The organism is Streptomyces sp. RK9 (genome assembly GCF_045070545.1).
Lineage (GTDB): Bacteria > Actinomycetota > Actinomycetes > Streptomycetales > Streptomycetaceae > Streptomyces > Streptomyces alboflavus.
The window spans coordinates 1,024,892-1,038,864 of sequence record NZ_CP173703.1 but is presented as its reverse complement, the minus strand read 5'-3'; the positions used below and the strand labels follow the sequence as shown (position 1 = coordinate 1,038,864).

Below are 13,973 nucleotides of genomic sequence, written 5' to 3'. Positions count from 1 at the left end.
GGAGCAGCCGCGGACCTTCTTCCGCTTACGCCTGATATGCACCTCGATGTCCCGAACGCTAGGCAGGGCCAGCGGCGCCCGCGATCGGTGTCGTGCGAACGGGGCATTCCTGTGGGCCGGACAGGGGAACGCGGCGGCGTGGCGCGGCGGTGCGGGTGCGGGGATGTGGCACGGCGTCAGGCGGGGGTGAGGGGCGGTCGGGGCCGGGCCGGGCAAGGCGCGGGCGGAAGGTGTACGTCCGGTGCTCGCGGGTCCGTGCGGGTCACACGCCGTGTGCTCGCCGCGCACACATTGGCCCGGCGCACACACTCCCCGCGGGGCGGGGGTGGGGGGTTTGATGACGCATATGCCGCACGGATGGAACGCCACGGGGGAACACGGGGGCGTCCGGCGGCTGGGCCACCGGTACTTCCCCAGGGCCGGTGGCCCCCGCGGTCGCCGGGCGGGATCGGATCCGTGCCTCCCGAAGGGTTGATCCCCGCCCGGCTCAGGCCTGCCCCGCGCCGTCGCCCCTCCTGACAGGGCCTAGTCGCGCATGTCCGGGAACAGCGACTCGAACGGCTCCGCCGTCGCCGCGATGCCGCGGCTGTAGGGGGCGTCGAAGTCCCAGATGAGGAAGAGCAGGAAGGCGATCAGGGCGGAGAAGAGTCCGGCGAGGATGAGTTCGCGGGCGGTGCGGCGGATCTGGAGGGCGAAGATGAGGCCCACCGTGACGAGGCCGCCGGTGATGAGGCCGAACCAGACGACGCCCGGCATGGTGGCCCCCGCGCTGTCGGCACGGGCGCCGCGGGCGTCGTCGGCGAGCGCGACCTGGTCGATCAGGGGCTGGTAGGCCTGGGCCTGGAAGTCGGACTTCGGTTCGTAGTCGGTGACGTCGTCGCGCAGCCGGGTGAGGAGTTCGTCCCCGCGCTCGGTCATCTCGCCACGCTTGGTCATGGCGTCCCACTCCGTGTTCACGACATGGCCGACATACGCCCGTACATCGTCACGGATCCGTTCCCGGGCCTCCTGCGGGTACACCCGGACCCGCTCGTGGACCTCGTGCAGGGCCTGGGCCTCGGCACGCACATGATCCTGGGCGGCGCTGCGGGCCTCCCACACCCCGGCGATGGCGAGGCCGAGGACGATGGCGTACACCACGCCGATCATCATCGTCATGTACTCCATGACGTCCGGCGTTTCCGAAGTGTCGTAGTCCGTGGAGGTTCGTCGGTGCCGGAGCACCACGATGACGAGGACGACGGCGCACGCGGCGGCCATCGCGAGGGTGAGAACAAGCCATTCCGACAAGGGTTCCTCCGGCGGTCAGCGCGGTCGCAGCGCGGCGACGGCGAACACCGCGGGCGCGGTGACGAGCAGGGTGAGCGAGACCAGGGACGGCCCGTCGCGGGGCGGCTGCTTGCGCGGCGGCGCGTGGTACACGGGGTAGGCGACGGGCGGGGGCGACGGGGCGGGGCGGCGGGTCTTGGGTGGGGTCGGGGGCGGGGGTGTGACCTGGGGCGCGACCGCCCGTGGGGGTGTGGGGGACGGTCGGGGCGCGGGAGGCGCCGGGGCCGCGCGGGGTGGTGGCGGAGCGGGTGCCGGGGGTGGTGGCGGCTTCGGCGGTGGCGTCGGGTCGGGGGTCGGGGTGGGGGTGGGTGCGGGGGTCGGCTTCGGGGGTGTCGGCTTGGGGGTGGGCGTGGGTTTCGGGGGATGTGTCGGCTTGGGGGGCTTCGGGGTGGGTTTCGGGGGTGTGGGCTTCGGCTTCGGCGGGGGTGTGGGCGGCGGGGTGCACCCCGGGCCGCTGCCCGCGTGGACGACCCCGCCCTGACCGGTCGACGCGTGCGCGCAGGCGTCGGCGGGCGCCGCCGCGGCGCCTGCCGGTGCGCCGAGGAGCCAGGCCAGGGTGAGCAGCGCGAGGGCGCGCGTGACGGGGGCCGTGCGGCCCCTGGAGGATCCGGGCACGACCGAGATCATGGACCGCGCGCCCTTCGCGCGGGCGTGAGCGGGCGACCAATCGTCCGAACGTGGGAGCGGCCGTACGCGGGTTCGCGCGCCCCTGTGGCGGGCGGGCGCCGTCGCAACCGTTCCGGGGGTGCCGGAATTTTTTTTGAGAGCGCGTTGAACGCTGCGCCCACTCCCGCCCGTACCTAGGGCCATGCGTGACGCAGCAGGCGTCGCCGGGACGCTACTGGCGTCACAACAGCCAAGCACACAGCGGGAGTTGAACATGCAGCATGTATCAGGGGGTTCCCCCAGGGCCTGGCGGAGCGCCTCGCTCGTAGCGGCAGCTGCGGCCATGCTGGCGCTGACGACGGCATGCGGTCAGGAGAAAGGGGAGCAGACCCCCAAGGGCCAGAACGTGGGCAACGAGGCCCCGGTCAAGGACGGGGCGGGCGCGGGCGACGGCTATGGCTCGGACGGTGGCTACGGCGCGGACTCCGGGAGCGGCGCGAGCAAGGCGAAGGCCGCCGGACAGCTGGCCGTGTGGGACAGCAAGAAGCTCGGCAAGGTCGTCACCGACAGCGCGGGCTTCACGCTCTACCGGTTCGACAAGGACACCGCCGAGCCCCCCAAGTCCACCTGCGACGGCGCCTGCGAGACCGCCTGGCCCGTGGTGGCAGCCAAGGGTGCCAAGGCCGCCCCCGGCGTCGACAAGTCGCTGCTCGGCGAGGTCACCCGGTCCGACGGCAGCAAGCAGCTGACCATCGACGGCTGGCCGATGTACCGCTTCGCCAAGGACACCAAGCCCGGCGACGCCAAGGGCCAGGGGGTGGGCGGCACCTGGTACGCCGCCGCGCCCGACGGGAAGAAGGCCGCGCCCGCCGCCGACTCGGGCGCGGACTCCGGCGGCGACGCCGCCCGGCCCGCCGACCTGGCCGGACTCTCCACCCGCAACGACCCGAAGCTCGGCGAGATCGTCGTCGACAAGAACGGCATGACCGTCTACCGCTTCACCAAGGACTCCGCCTGGCCCATGAAGTCCGCGTGCACCGGCCCCTGCCTGGAGAAGTGGCCCGTGGTCAAGCCGGTGGCCAAGAACGACACCAAGGGCATCCTGAAGAAGGGCTTCGTCACCTTCAGCCGCCCGGACGGCCTCAAGCAGCAGACGATCGACTGCTGGCCGCTCTACACCTTCGCCGGCGACAAGAAGCCCGGCGACACCAACGGGCAGGGCGTGGGCGGCACCTGGTTCGCCGCCGCCCCCACCGGCAAGGCGGTGGGCGCCACCAAGTAACCCACCGGCCACGGCGGCCTCCCCCCCACGCCGACCGGTCCGTTCCTTCCGCACCATAGGGAAGGAATGGACCGGTTCTTTGGGCTGTGTACGGCACTTGCCAAAGGCAGTGACCGAGAACGGACGGCCAATTTCCGTTTTGACTCGCTCCGTTGGCTGACGATCAGTAGCCTCACCTTCGAACACCGGCTCGCCTTGACTACGCCTAAGCCTTGGAGTGTTGATGGAGCGTCCCGACTGGGCCCCGCCGGGCATCGACATCACGATGCCGAGCGTGGCCCGGATGTACGACCACTATCTGGGCGGCTCGCACAACTTCGAGGCGGACCGGGAGGCCGCGCGCAAGGCGATGGAGTTCATGCCGGGGCTCCCCAAGATCATGCAGGCGAATCGTGCCTTCATGCGCCGAGCAGTGCGTTTCTGTGTCGACGAGGGCGTCACGCAGTTCCTCGACATCGGTTCGGGGATTCCCACGTTCGGCAATGTCCACGAGGTCGCGCAGCGGGCCGACAGCGCCGCGCGCGTCGTCTACGTCGACCACGATCCGGTCGCCGTGGCGCACAGCCGTGCGGTTCTCGAAGGCAATGACCAGGCCGCGGCGGCCTACGCGGATCTGCGCAAACCCCGCGACATCCTGGGCAGTTCCGAGGTCGGAGGCCTCCTGGACCTCGATCGGCCAGTGGCGCTTTTACTGGTGGCCATACTCCACTTCGTCGAGGACGCGTACGATCCCTACGCGGCGGTCGCCGAACTGCGGGACGCGCTGCCGCAGGGCAGCCTGATCGCCGTGACGCACGCCTCGTACGAAGGGATACCGGTCCCGCAGGAACAGGCCGACGGGACCGTCGGCGTGTACAAGGACATCCGCAATCCATTGATCATGCGATCGCGTGCCGAGATCGCGCGGTTCTTCGAGGGATACGACATGGTGGAACCCGGCCTCGTGCCGATGCCGCACTGGCGGGCCGACACGGAGCTCGCGGAGGAGGACCCCTGGTCCTTCTCCGGGTTCGCCGGCGTGGGGCGCAAGCGTTGAGCGCGGACCAGGACGGGCCGGAGGACAGACTGCGCAGGTTCGCCACGATCTGGAGCCGCGCGCTGTTCCCGGTGACCGCCACCTCGCTCACCCGCCCCGAGTTCGAGAGCCGATTGCTGCCGCTCGCCCGGCAGTTGCGGGCCGCCCTGGAGGAGCGGGTCTTCCGCGCCGCCGCGAGCGAGCACGTGGGCGCGGCGCTGGTCGAGGCGCACTGCACCGAGCCGGAGGCCCTCAGCCGCACGCTCGACGTCGTCGACGCCTATCTGGTCCTGTACTGCGGGGCTGCCGCCGACGAGGGCGCGGTGGCCGAGACCGGTGACCGCGAGGAGCTGCGGGCCCGCTGCTCCCGGATCCAGCACGCCGTCGCCGCCGGGTTCGCCCGGGCGCTGCGCGAGCGCACCCGCACCGAGCAGGAAGCCATATCCCGGGCGGCCCTCGACGCGCGCGGCACCGTCGCCGAGGCCCTGCACGCCAGCGAGGCGCGGTTCCGCGCGGTCTTCCACGGCGCCGCCATCGGCATCGGCATCGCCGACCTCAGGGGCACGGTCCTGGAGGTCAACGACGCCCTGATCCGCATGTTCGGCGGCCTCGAGCACCAGCTGCGCGGCCGCAACGTGGCCGAGTGGACCCACCCCGACGACTCCCCGCACATCTGGCGCCTGTACGAGGAGCTGGTGCGCGGCGACCGCGAGCACTACCGCGTCGAGAAGGCCTTCTACCGCCCCGACGGCACCGTCCTGTGGACCAATCTGACGGTGTCCCTGCTGCGCGACGCCGACGGCGTGCCGCAGTACCAGCTCGCGCTCATGGAGGACACCACCGAGCGCCGCCTGCTCAACCTGCGCCTGCGCTACGAGGCCACCCACGACGCGCTCACCGGCCTGCCCAACCGGACGCTGTTCTTCGAGCGCCTGGAGAAGGCGCTCTCGGCGGGCGAGGGCGCCCGCTTCGGCCTGTGCTACCTGGACCTCGACGGCTTCAAGACCGTCAACGACAGCCTCGGGCACGCGGCGGGCGACCGCCTCCTCGTCGAGGTCGCCGACCGCCTCCAGGCCTGCGCCACCGCCCCCGGCGAGATGGTCGCGCGCCTCGGCGGCGACGAGTTCGTGGCGCTCACCACGGGCCCCGACACCGAGCACGAGGTCGACGAGCTGGCCGGGCGCATCATGAACGCCCTCGCCACCCCGATCCGCGTCGACGGACGCGAGCTGACGGTCCGTGGCTCCATCGGCATCGTCGAGGGGCCCGCGGCCGAGCGCGGCGCCGCCGAGGTCCTGCGCAGCGCCGACATCACGATGTACCGCGCCAAGCACGCGGGCGGCAACCGCTACGAGCTGGCCGACCCGGAGGCCGACGCCCGCGCCATCACCCGGCACGGTCTGACCACGGCCCTGCCGGTGGCCCTGGAGCGCGGCGAGTTCTTCATCGAGTACCAGCCGCTCGTGCACCTCGGCGACGGCAGCGTGCGCGGGGCGGAGGCCCTGGTGCGGTGGCTGCACCCGCAGCACGGCGTCATCAGCCCGGACCGCTTCATTCCGCTCGCCGAGCACACCGGCCTCATCGTGCCGCTCGGACGCTGGGTCCTCGAGCAGTCGGTACGGCAGGCGCGCGCCTGGGAGGCGGCCACCGGGGCGGACCAGGCCCCGGGCCCGCTGCGCGTCAACGTGAACCTGTCGCCCTGCCAGCTCACCCACCCCGGCCTGGTCTCCGACACCGTCGAGATCCTGGAGCGCGCGGGCCTCGCGCCCGGCTCCCTGTGCCTGGAGGTCACCGAGTCCGCGCTGATCGGCGCCGACGACGACCTGCTCAAGCCGCTGCGCAGGCTCGCCGAGATGGGCGTGGACATCGCGCTCGACGACTTCGGCACGGGGTACTCCAACCTCGCGAACCTGCGGCGCCTGCCGGTGAGCATCCTCAAGCTCGACCGCGCCTTCACGCAGGGCATGCAGCACTTTCCCGCCGACCCCGTCGACCTGAAGATCATCGAGGGGATCGTGTCCCTCGCGCACAGCCTTGACCTGGCCGTCACCGTCGAGGGCGTGGAGACCGGTGCGCAGGCCGATCAGCTGCGTGAGCTGGGCTGCGATACGGCTCAGGGCTGGTATTACGCGCGGCCCGGGCCGCCGGACCGGCTGCATGAGCTGGCGCTGGCCGACGCGACGTAGCTGGCGGGGTCGCCCTGGCCGGGGGTGGGTTTCTGTTGGCCCGGAGCCGGCCGGGGGCGTGGTTGTGGCGCTGCGGGGTGCCTCTTGGCGCTTTGGGCGCGGCTGCGGGTGCTGTGTGGTTGAGCGCGCAGTTCCCCGCGCCCCTTCGGGGCCCGGGTCCTCGGCCCGGTTCGCCGTGCCCCCTCATGGGCGTTCCGGTGTCGATGGTGTCGCCGATGGTGATGGGCTGGGGTTCTCCACGGGGGACGTGACGTTGTTCGCCCAGGTGGTTGCGAGGACCGTGGCCACCGCCGCCATCGTGGCCACCAGGACGGCGCTCAGTGGTGTGGCCAGTGACGACAGGCGGCGGAAGTTGCGGATGTGGCCCCACAGCAGGTCCGCTCGGCGCACCAGGCGTATCTCCCAGAACAGGGCGAGCCCGAGGGCCAGGACGGTGCTCTGGGCGAGGAGCAGGAACACCGAAAGCGCCACCGGCCCCTGCGGCACCCGCAGCCTCGGCACGAGCAGCAGCACCTGCACCGCCGACATCACCGTCCACAGCCAACCCGCCTTGGCCACGGGCGTGTTGCCCCGCAGCCACGGATACAGATAGCCGTACACGAAGCCGTGCGCGAGCCACACGCAGGTCGGCGCGCCCGCGACGGTCACCGCCTCCGGTACCCCGCTGTAGCCCTGGGCCTGCCATGCCGTCCACACCGTCCACGGCAGCGTGAGCAGCGCGGTCGCGGCCACCGCGGTGCGGCCGTTGTGCCAGGCCGTACGGCCCCCGGAGCCGCCGAGCGCCACGCCCTTGAGCCGCGCCGTCTCGTCCGCCGCGTCCGCCGCGGTGGGTCGGCGCAGGCTCTGCCACTTGTCCTCCCAGTCGCCGGCGGGCAGGGACGTGTCGGCGAGGGTGCCGCGGGACGACGTCAGGAAGCGGTGCCTGCCCTCCGCGAACAGCAGGGCGCGGGCAAGGGAGTTGAGGACCCGGGCGTGCGCGGCGCCGGTCAGGCGGTGCAGCCGCTTCGCGTGCTCCGCACGGGAGGGCGGCAGCAGCAGATGGGCGCCCGCCCAGGCCATGAACAGCGCGGCGGCGGTGGTCCAGTACGGCAGCCAGGTGTCCGGGGCGCCGATCACGGTCGCGGCCGCGGCGAACAGGAGCAGGGTGACGCAGTCGCGTCGGGCGCCGGGGCCGAGGCGGCGCGGTTCGATGCCGGTGGCGTAGAGGTGCGCGACCAGCACGACGACGGCCACGCACCACATGATCTGGGCGCCGGACGCGACGGTGCGCACGCCGTAGATGAAGTCGTCGCCGGGCCACTGGCCCGCGAGTTGGGCGAAGAGGTCGCTGGTGGGCGGGCGCTGCGGCTTGCGCAGGGTCGTCCACCACGGGAGCAGGGCGGTGACGAACACCGCGCCCAGGGCGAGGCGGCCCTTCCAGCCGGGCCGGATCAGCGGCGGAAGCAGCGGGCAGGTCAGCAGGAGCAGGGCGGTCACCCAGGGCACGGGCAGCAGGAAGGCCAGCGGCCAGGAGACACCGGCGGTGCGGTCGTCGGTCGTCCAGGCGTTGGCGGCGGGCGACCACTGGAAGTCCCAGGGCAGGACCTGCAGGACGACGGAGGTGGCCACGGCCGTCCAGGCCGCCACGGCGAGCGGTGCCGCCCAGGGACGCGCGCCGCTCCCGCACAGACCGAGCCGCAGCCCCCCGTACACGGCGCCCGCCGCGAGGGACGCGGTGACCAGACAGGTCACCGCCGCCCGGGTCCAGCCCCCGGCGCCCATCAGCCAGGCCATCAGGACGAGCGCCACGGCGGGAGCGGCGAGCAGGCACAGCTCCCCCCGGCGTGGGAAGCGTCCGCCGCGCAGATGCAGGGTGACGGTGACCGCGAGCACGGGGAGCACGAACAGGACGGTGCCGAGGAGCGTGCCCTGGGTGCGGGACTCCAGGGGCAGGGTCTTGGGGATCAGCGCGTTGTGCGGGTAGCTCACGGAGCCCCACAGCCAGAACAGGACACGCCACTTGGTGGAGTACGAGTGGATGAGCAGCGCCCCGACGGCGAGCAGGAGCGCGGTGACGGTGACCGCGATGGCGGCGCGGGTCCGCCGGGGGCTCGCCGCTGAGCCGCCCGGCGCGGTGAGGAAGGCCGTGAGCGCCCCGCCGGCGACGGCGAGCAGGGCGAGCAGGGACAGCAGGGCCTCGGGGCTGCTGCCGGGGCGGACCTGCCAGACCGGGGGGTCCGTGTCCTTCTTGGGTGTCGGAGCGCGCACGAACTCGGCGGCGACTAGCGTCGACTTGCGCGCGGGCAGCGTGTACTGGACGGTGCGGGCCGTCTGCTGGGAGGGCTGGCCGTACACACTGAATCCCCAGCCGTGCGGGACGTCCAGGCTCCACCGCCAGCGGCCCGGTGGGATGGGCGCAGGACGCCCCTTGATGTCGGGGGACAGCGAGTTGAGAGAGAAGGAGACCACACGGCCGGGCGTGAGATCGGCGAACGTGACGCTGTGCTCGGCCGTGACCGTCACCGTGCCGCGCGCGGACGCCTGGCTGACCGTGCAGCGAATGGGGTAGGCGGTTTCCGTCTCCTTGACGGCGGGCTGCATCGCGACGAGGGTGCCGTATCCACCCGGGATGACGGTGGACACCTGGTGGAAGGAGGTCGGCGCGGACCGGAGCCGTCCGGCGAGCGGGTCCGACTCGCGCAGCCGGAGCCGGTAGCGCGCGGTGACCCGCCAGTCGTTGCCCTTGGCCCGGCTGAAGCGCACGGAGATCTCGCCGCTGCTGCCCTTGCCGGGCAGGATTTTCGGATCCGCCACGGGCAGGCGCGCATTGCCCGGGGGCACGATCATCCCCAGGCCCGACTGCACGCGTTCGTGCGACTGCGCGACCACCTGCCGCCGCGTCGTGTCCCCCCACTCGTCCGACGCCCACACCGCACACGCCACGACCACCGCGCACAGCAGCACCACCACCGCCGTCCGGCCCGCGGTGACCGCCTTGCCGTGTCCCGTCGCAATGCCCCCGCCTGCAGCTGTTGCCATGGGCGCCCCCTCCCGCTCACGGACGGCCAGGTTAGAGCCGGGCGTACACCTGGGGGGACCCGTCGGATGGCGTGAAATACCCAGCGCACAGGGCACGTTGAGGGGAGTGCAGGGGAGCGCGCGCCCCTGCGGGCGACCCTCGTCGGGGGGGGGGCACGTCACGGCTACCTCGCCAGCAACATCCGTTGCAGTTCTCGTGCCGCCCGGGGCGGCGCGACATCGCTGCGGTGGGCCAGCGCGATGGTGCGGCGGAGGCGGGGCCGGGACAGCGGGGTCATGCGCAGACCGCTGCCCGCGCGCTCCGCGACCATGCGGGGCACGACGGCGACGCCGAGCCCCGCGCGCACGAAGCCGAGCACGGCGTCCATCTCGCCGCCCTCGACGGCGAATTCGGGCTCGAAGCCCTCCGCGCGGCACGCGGCGACCGTCAGCTCCCGCAGGTCGTAGCCGTGCCGGAACATCACGAGGCGCTCGCCCTGGAGGTCGGCGACGCGCGCGGACGCGCCGAGGCCGGGCGCGTCCGGCGAGGACACCACCACCAGGTCCTCGCGCAGCAGCTCCACCGTCGTCAGGGCGGGCGACGGCGTCGGCAGCGGAAGGACCACCAGGGCCAGGTCGAGGGCTCCGCGCGCGAGGTGGCGCACGAGGTCGTGGCTGCCGCCCTCCTCGATCAGGAGCTGGATGCCGGGGTGCCGGTCGTGGAAGTCGCGCAGGACCTGCGGGAGCAGCCCCGTGCAGACACTCGGGGTCGCCCCCAGTCGCACCCGGCCCCGGCGCAGCTGCGCCAGCTCCTGCACCTCGATGCGGGCGGTGTCGGCGTCCGCGAGGATCCGGCGGGCCAGCGGGAGCAGGGCCTCGCCCGCGTCGGTGAGCGCGATGTTCCCGCGCGCCCTGCTGAACAGCTCGGCGCCCAGCTCCTTCTCCAGGGCCCGCACCTGCTGGGACAGCGACGGCTGGGAGACGTGCACCTGCTCGGCGGCCCGTGTGAAGTGGCGGGTCTCGGCGACCGCGACGAAGTAGAGGAGCTGCTGGAACTGCATACGCCCCACGATAGGCCATGCATAGGGAGTGCCTATGGAGATGAGCGAAACCATCTCTTGGACTGATCAGGACCTTCGGCCGTAGCGTCTCTGACATGGCTCTGGCAACGCGGACGGACCGACGGCCGTCCCTCCCGCGCACGGTGTGGGACTCCACCGTCGGCAAGAAGACCGTGATGGCGGTGAGCGGCCTGATCATGCTGCTCTACCTGGTCGCCCACATGGTCGGGAACCTGAAGATCTTCTTCGGTCCCGGTGACTTCAACCACTACGCGCACTGGCTGCGCACCCTCGGCGCGCCCGTGATGCGCTGGGAGTGGACCCTGTGGGTCGTCCGCTTCGGACTCGTCGCCGCCGTCGTCGCGCACGCCGTGTCCGCGTACCAGCTCAGCCGCCGCGACATCAAGGCACGCCCGAGCAAGTACGTGCACAAGAAGCCGCGCTCCAGCTACGCCACCCGCACCATGCGCTGGGGCGGGATCATCCTCGGCCTGTTCATCGTCTGGCACATCCTCGACCTGACGACGGGCACCGTGCACCCGGGTGAGTACGAGCACCTGCACCCGTACCAGAACGTCATCGACACCTTCTCCACCTGGTACGGCAACGTCATCTACATCACGGCCGTGGTCGCCCTCGGCTTCCACGTCCGGCACGGGTTCTGGAGCGCCGCCCAGACCCTCGGCGTGGGCAACGCGGCCCGCGACCGCTTCCTGAAGACCTGCGCCAACGGCCTCGCGCTGCTGCTGACCGTGGGCTTCGTCTCCGTACCCGTCGGCGTCATGACCGGAGTGGTGAGCTGACCGATGAACAACTACGCCGAGTACACCACCGGAGAGCCCGTCGTCGACGCCAAGGCGCCGAAGGGCCCCGTCGCCGAGCGCTGGGACACCCGCCGCTTCGAGGCCAAGCTGGTCAACCCCGCCAACCGCCGCAAGCACACCGTGATCGTCGTCGGCACCGGCCTCGCGGGCGGCTCCGCGGGCGCGACCCTCGCCGAACAGGGCTACCACGTCGTGCAGTTCTGCTACCAGGACTCGCCGCGCCGCGCCCACTCCATCGCCGCACAGGGCGGCATCAACGCTGCGAAGAACTACCGCAACGACGGCGACTCCGTGCACCGCCTGTTCTACGACACCGTCAAGGGCGGCGACTTCCGCGCCCGCGAGTCCAACGTGCACCGCCTGGCGCAGATCTCCGTCAACATCATCGACCAGTGCGTGGCGCAGGGCGTGCCGTTCGCCCGCGAGTACGGCGGCCTGCTCGACACCCGCTCCTTCGGCGGCGTCCAGGTGTCCCGCACGTTCTACGCCCGCGGCCAGACGGGCCAGCAGCTCCTGCTCGGCGCGTACCAGGCGCTCTCGAAGGAGATCGCCGCGGGGAACGTCGAGATGCACCCGCGCACCGAGATGCTCGATGTGATCGTCGTCGACGGACGGGCGCGCGGCATCGTCGCCCGCGACCTGATCACCGGCAGGATCGACACGTACTTCGCGGACGCCGTCGTCCTCGCGTCGGGCGGCTACGGCAACGTCTTCTACCTGTCGACGAACGCCATGAACTCCAACGCGACGGCCGTGTGGCGCGCCCACCGCCGCGGCGCGTACTTCGCCAACCCCTGCTTCACGCAGATTCACCCCACCTGCATCCCGCGCACCGGCGATCACCAGTCCAAGCTCACCCTGATGAGCGAGTCGCTGCGCAACGACGGCCGCATCTGGGTGCCGAAGGCCAAGGGCGACAAGCGTCCGGCCAACGAGATCCCCGAGGCCGAGCGCGACTACTACCTGGAGCGCATCTACCCGTCCTTCGGCAACCTCGTCCCGCGCGACATCGCGTCCCGCGCCGCGAAGAACGTCTGCGACGAGGGCAGGGGAGTGGGCCCCGGCGGCCAGGGCGTCTACCTGGACTTCGCCGACGCGATCCGGCGCATGGGCCGCAAGGCGGTCGAGGAGAAGTACGGCAACCTCTTCGACATGTACGAGCGCATCACCGCGGAGAACCCGTACGAAGTGCCCATGCGGATCTACCCCGCCGTGCACTACACGATGGGCGGACTCTGGGTCGATTACGACCTCCAGACCACCGTCCCCGGCCTGTTCGCGATCGGCGAGGCCAACTTCTCCGACCACGGCGCGAACCGCCTCGGCGCCTCCGCCCTGATGCAGGGCCTGGCCGACGGCTACTTCGTCCTGCCCTCCACCATCAACGACTACCTCGCGCGCCACCCGCACAAGGACGAGGTCGACGCCGAACACCCGGCCGTCCGCGAGGTCCTCGCCGAGACCGAGGACCGTCTGAACCTCCTCCTCGCCGTCGACGGCGACCGCACCCCTGACTCCTTCCACCGCGAACTCGGCGAGCTGATGTGGGAGTTCTGCGGCATGGCCCGCACGGACGCGGGGCTGCGCAAGGCCCTGGAGCGCATCCCGCAGATCCGCGAGGAGTTCTGGCGCCGCATCAAGGTGCCCGGCACCGGCGAGGAGTTCAACCAGTCCCTGGAGAAGGCCAACCGCATCGTCGACTATCTGGAGCTCGCCGAGCTGATGTGCCTCGACGCGCTGCACCGCGCCGAGTCCTGCGGCGGCCACTTCCGCGAGGAGTCCCAGACCCCGGACGGCGAGGCCGCCCGCGTCGACGAGGAGTTCTCGTACGCGGCGGCCTGGGAGTTCTCCGGCACCGGCACCGCACCCGTCCTGCACAAGGAAGACCTCGTCTTCGAGTACGTCCACCCCACTCAGCGGAGCTACGCATGAAGCTCACCCTGCGCGTCTGGCGCCAGAAGAACGCCGACGCCGAAGGCGCGATGTCCACGTACGAAGTGGACGGAATCTCCTCGGACATGTCCTTCCTGGAGATGCTCGACACCCTCAACGAAGAGCTCATCGTCAAGGGCGAGGAGCCGGTCGCGTTCGACCACGACTGCCGTGAGGGCATCTGCGGCGCCTGCTCGCTCGTCATCAACGGCGACGCGCACGGCCCCGAGCGCACCACGACCTGCCAGCTGCACATGCGGTCCTTCGACGACGGCGACACCATCGACATCGAGCCGTGGCGGGCGGCCGCCTTCCCGGTCATCAAGGACCTGGTCGTCGACCGCTCCGCCTTCGACCGCATCATCCAGTCCGGCGGCTACATCAGCGCCCCGACCGGCGCCGCCCCGGAGGCCCACGCGACCCCGGTGCCGAAGCCGGACGCCGACTCCGCCTTCGAGCACGCCGAGTGCATCGGCTGCGGCGCCTGCGTCGCGGCCTGCCCCAACGGCTCCGCGATGCTCTTCACCTCGGCGAAGGTGAACCACCTGAACGTGCTGCCGCAGGGCGCCCCCGAGCGCGAGACCCGCGTCCTCGACATGGTCGCGCAGATGGACTCCGAGGGCTTCGGCGGCTGCACCCTCACCGGCGAGTGCGCGACGGCCTGCCCGAAGGGCATCCCGCTGCCGTCGATCGCGGCGATGAACAAGGAGTGGCTGCGGGCGACGCGCAAGGTGCGCTGAC

10 protein-coding genes are annotated in these 13,973 nt (G+C 71.8%); 6 read left to right on the top strand and 4 right to left on the bottom strand.

Annotation, left to right across the window (positions count from 1 at the left end):
* Positions 1–525: 525 nt before the first annotated feature.
* Both AB6L24_RS04495 and AB6L24_RS04490 read right to left on the bottom strand, forming a co-directional pair.
* On the bottom strand, positions 526–1,290 hold the full coding sequence (locus tag AB6L24_RS04495) for a DUF4239 domain-containing protein (RefSeq protein ID WP_405652332.1): 765 nt from the start codon (positions 1,288–1,290) through the stop codon (positions 526–528).
* Between the two features lie 15 nt (positions 1,291–1,305).
* Positions 1,306–1,944, bottom strand: a complete 639-nt coding sequence (locus tag AB6L24_RS04490) for a hypothetical protein (RefSeq protein ID WP_405652330.1) — start codon at positions 1,942–1,944, stop codon at positions 1,306–1,308.
* A gap of 265 nt (positions 1,945–2,209) precedes the next feature.
* Here AB6L24_RS04490 and AB6L24_RS04485 point away from each other — a divergent pair, with 265 nt between their 5' ends.
* The 3 genes from AB6L24_RS04485 (at position 2,210) to AB6L24_RS04475 (ending at position 6,418) form a co-directional block, all read left to right on the top strand.
* The gene (locus AB6L24_RS04485; RefSeq protein WP_405652328.1) at positions 2,210–3,217 is read left to right on the top strand and encodes an SCO0930 family lipoprotein; all 1,008 of its coding nucleotides are present in this window, start codon (positions 2,210–2,212) and stop codon (positions 3,215–3,217) included.
* Positions 3,218–3,440: 223 nt separating this feature from the next.
* Positions 3,441–4,253, top strand: a complete 813-nt coding sequence (locus AB6L24_RS04480) for an SAM-dependent methyltransferase (protein WP_405652326.1) — start codon at positions 3,441–3,443, stop codon at positions 4,251–4,253.
* Entirely contained in the window at positions 4,250–6,418 is a 2,169-nt protein-coding gene (locus AB6L24_RS04475; protein ID WP_405652324.1) for a putative bifunctional diguanylate cyclase/phosphodiesterase, read from the top strand. Before AB6L24_RS04480 ends, AB6L24_RS04475 begins: the two co-directional genes overlap by 4 nt.
* 183 nt (positions 6,419–6,601) lie before the next feature.
* Here the strand turns inward: AB6L24_RS04475 and AB6L24_RS04470 are convergent, their stop codons facing one another.
* The gene (locus tag AB6L24_RS04470) at positions 6,602–9,436 is read right to left on the bottom strand and encodes a hypothetical protein (protein WP_405652322.1); all 2,835 of its coding nucleotides are present in this window, start codon (positions 9,434–9,436) and stop codon (positions 6,602–6,604) included.
* Positions 9,437–9,600: 164 nt separating this feature from the next.
* Positions 9,601–10,476, bottom strand: a complete 876-nt coding sequence (locus AB6L24_RS04465; protein ID WP_030362550.1) for a LysR family transcriptional regulator — start codon at positions 10,474–10,476, stop codon at positions 9,601–9,603.
* 95 nt (positions 10,477–10,571) lie between these two features.
* Between AB6L24_RS04465 and AB6L24_RS04460 the strand changes: the two genes are divergently transcribed.
* From AB6L24_RS04460 to AB6L24_RS04450, 3 genes are read left to right on the top strand one after another with little or no spacing between them, the layout of a single operon-like run.
* Positions 10,572–11,279: a succinate dehydrogenase gene (locus AB6L24_RS04460; RefSeq protein ID WP_405652320.1), complete on the top strand. Its 708-nt coding sequence runs from the start codon at positions 10,572–10,574 to the stop codon at positions 11,277–11,279.
* Between the two features lie 3 nt (positions 11,280–11,282).
* Complete coding sequence (locus AB6L24_RS04455; RefSeq protein WP_405652318.1) at positions 11,283–13,232, top strand: fumarate reductase/succinate dehydrogenase flavoprotein subunit; 1,950 nt, start codon at positions 11,283–11,285, stop codon at positions 13,230–13,232.
* A complete protein-coding gene (locus tag AB6L24_RS04450; RefSeq protein ID WP_405652316.1) occupies positions 13,229–13,972 on the top strand; it encodes a succinate dehydrogenase/fumarate reductase iron-sulfur subunit in 744 nt (247 codons plus the stop codon). The genes AB6L24_RS04455 and AB6L24_RS04450 overlap by 4 nt, the downstream gene beginning before the upstream one ends.
* Position 13,973: the final 1 nt, after the last annotated feature.

What these genes read in the sequence shown, in the direction of transcription:
- AB6L24_RS04470 (WP_405652322.1), bottom strand. Translation starts at nt 9,436, where the DNA reads ATGGCAACAGCTGCAGGCGGGGGCATTGCGACGGGACACGGCAAGGCG.
- AB6L24_RS04485 (WP_405652328.1), top strand. Translation starts at nt 2,210, where the DNA reads ATGCAGCATGTATCAGGGGGTTCCCCCAGGGCCTGGCGGAGCGCCTCG.
- AB6L24_RS04450 (WP_405652316.1), top strand. Translation starts at nt 13,229, where the DNA reads ATGAAGCTCACCCTGCGCGTCTGGCGCCAGAAGAACGCCGACGCCGAA.
- AB6L24_RS04460 (WP_405652320.1), top strand. Translation starts at nt 10,572, where the DNA reads ATGGCTCTGGCAACGCGGACGGACCGACGGCCGTCCCTCCCGCGCACG.
- AB6L24_RS04455 (WP_405652318.1), top strand. Translation starts at nt 11,283, where the DNA reads ATGAACAACTACGCCGAGTACACCACCGGAGAGCCCGTCGTCGACGCC.
- AB6L24_RS04480 (WP_405652326.1), top strand. Translation starts at nt 3,441, where the DNA reads ATGGAGCGTCCCGACTGGGCCCCGCCGGGCATCGACATCACGATGCCG.
- AB6L24_RS04465 (WP_030362550.1), bottom strand. Translation starts at nt 10,476, where the DNA reads ATGCAGTTCCAGCAGCTCCTCTACTTCGTCGCGGTCGCCGAGACCCGC.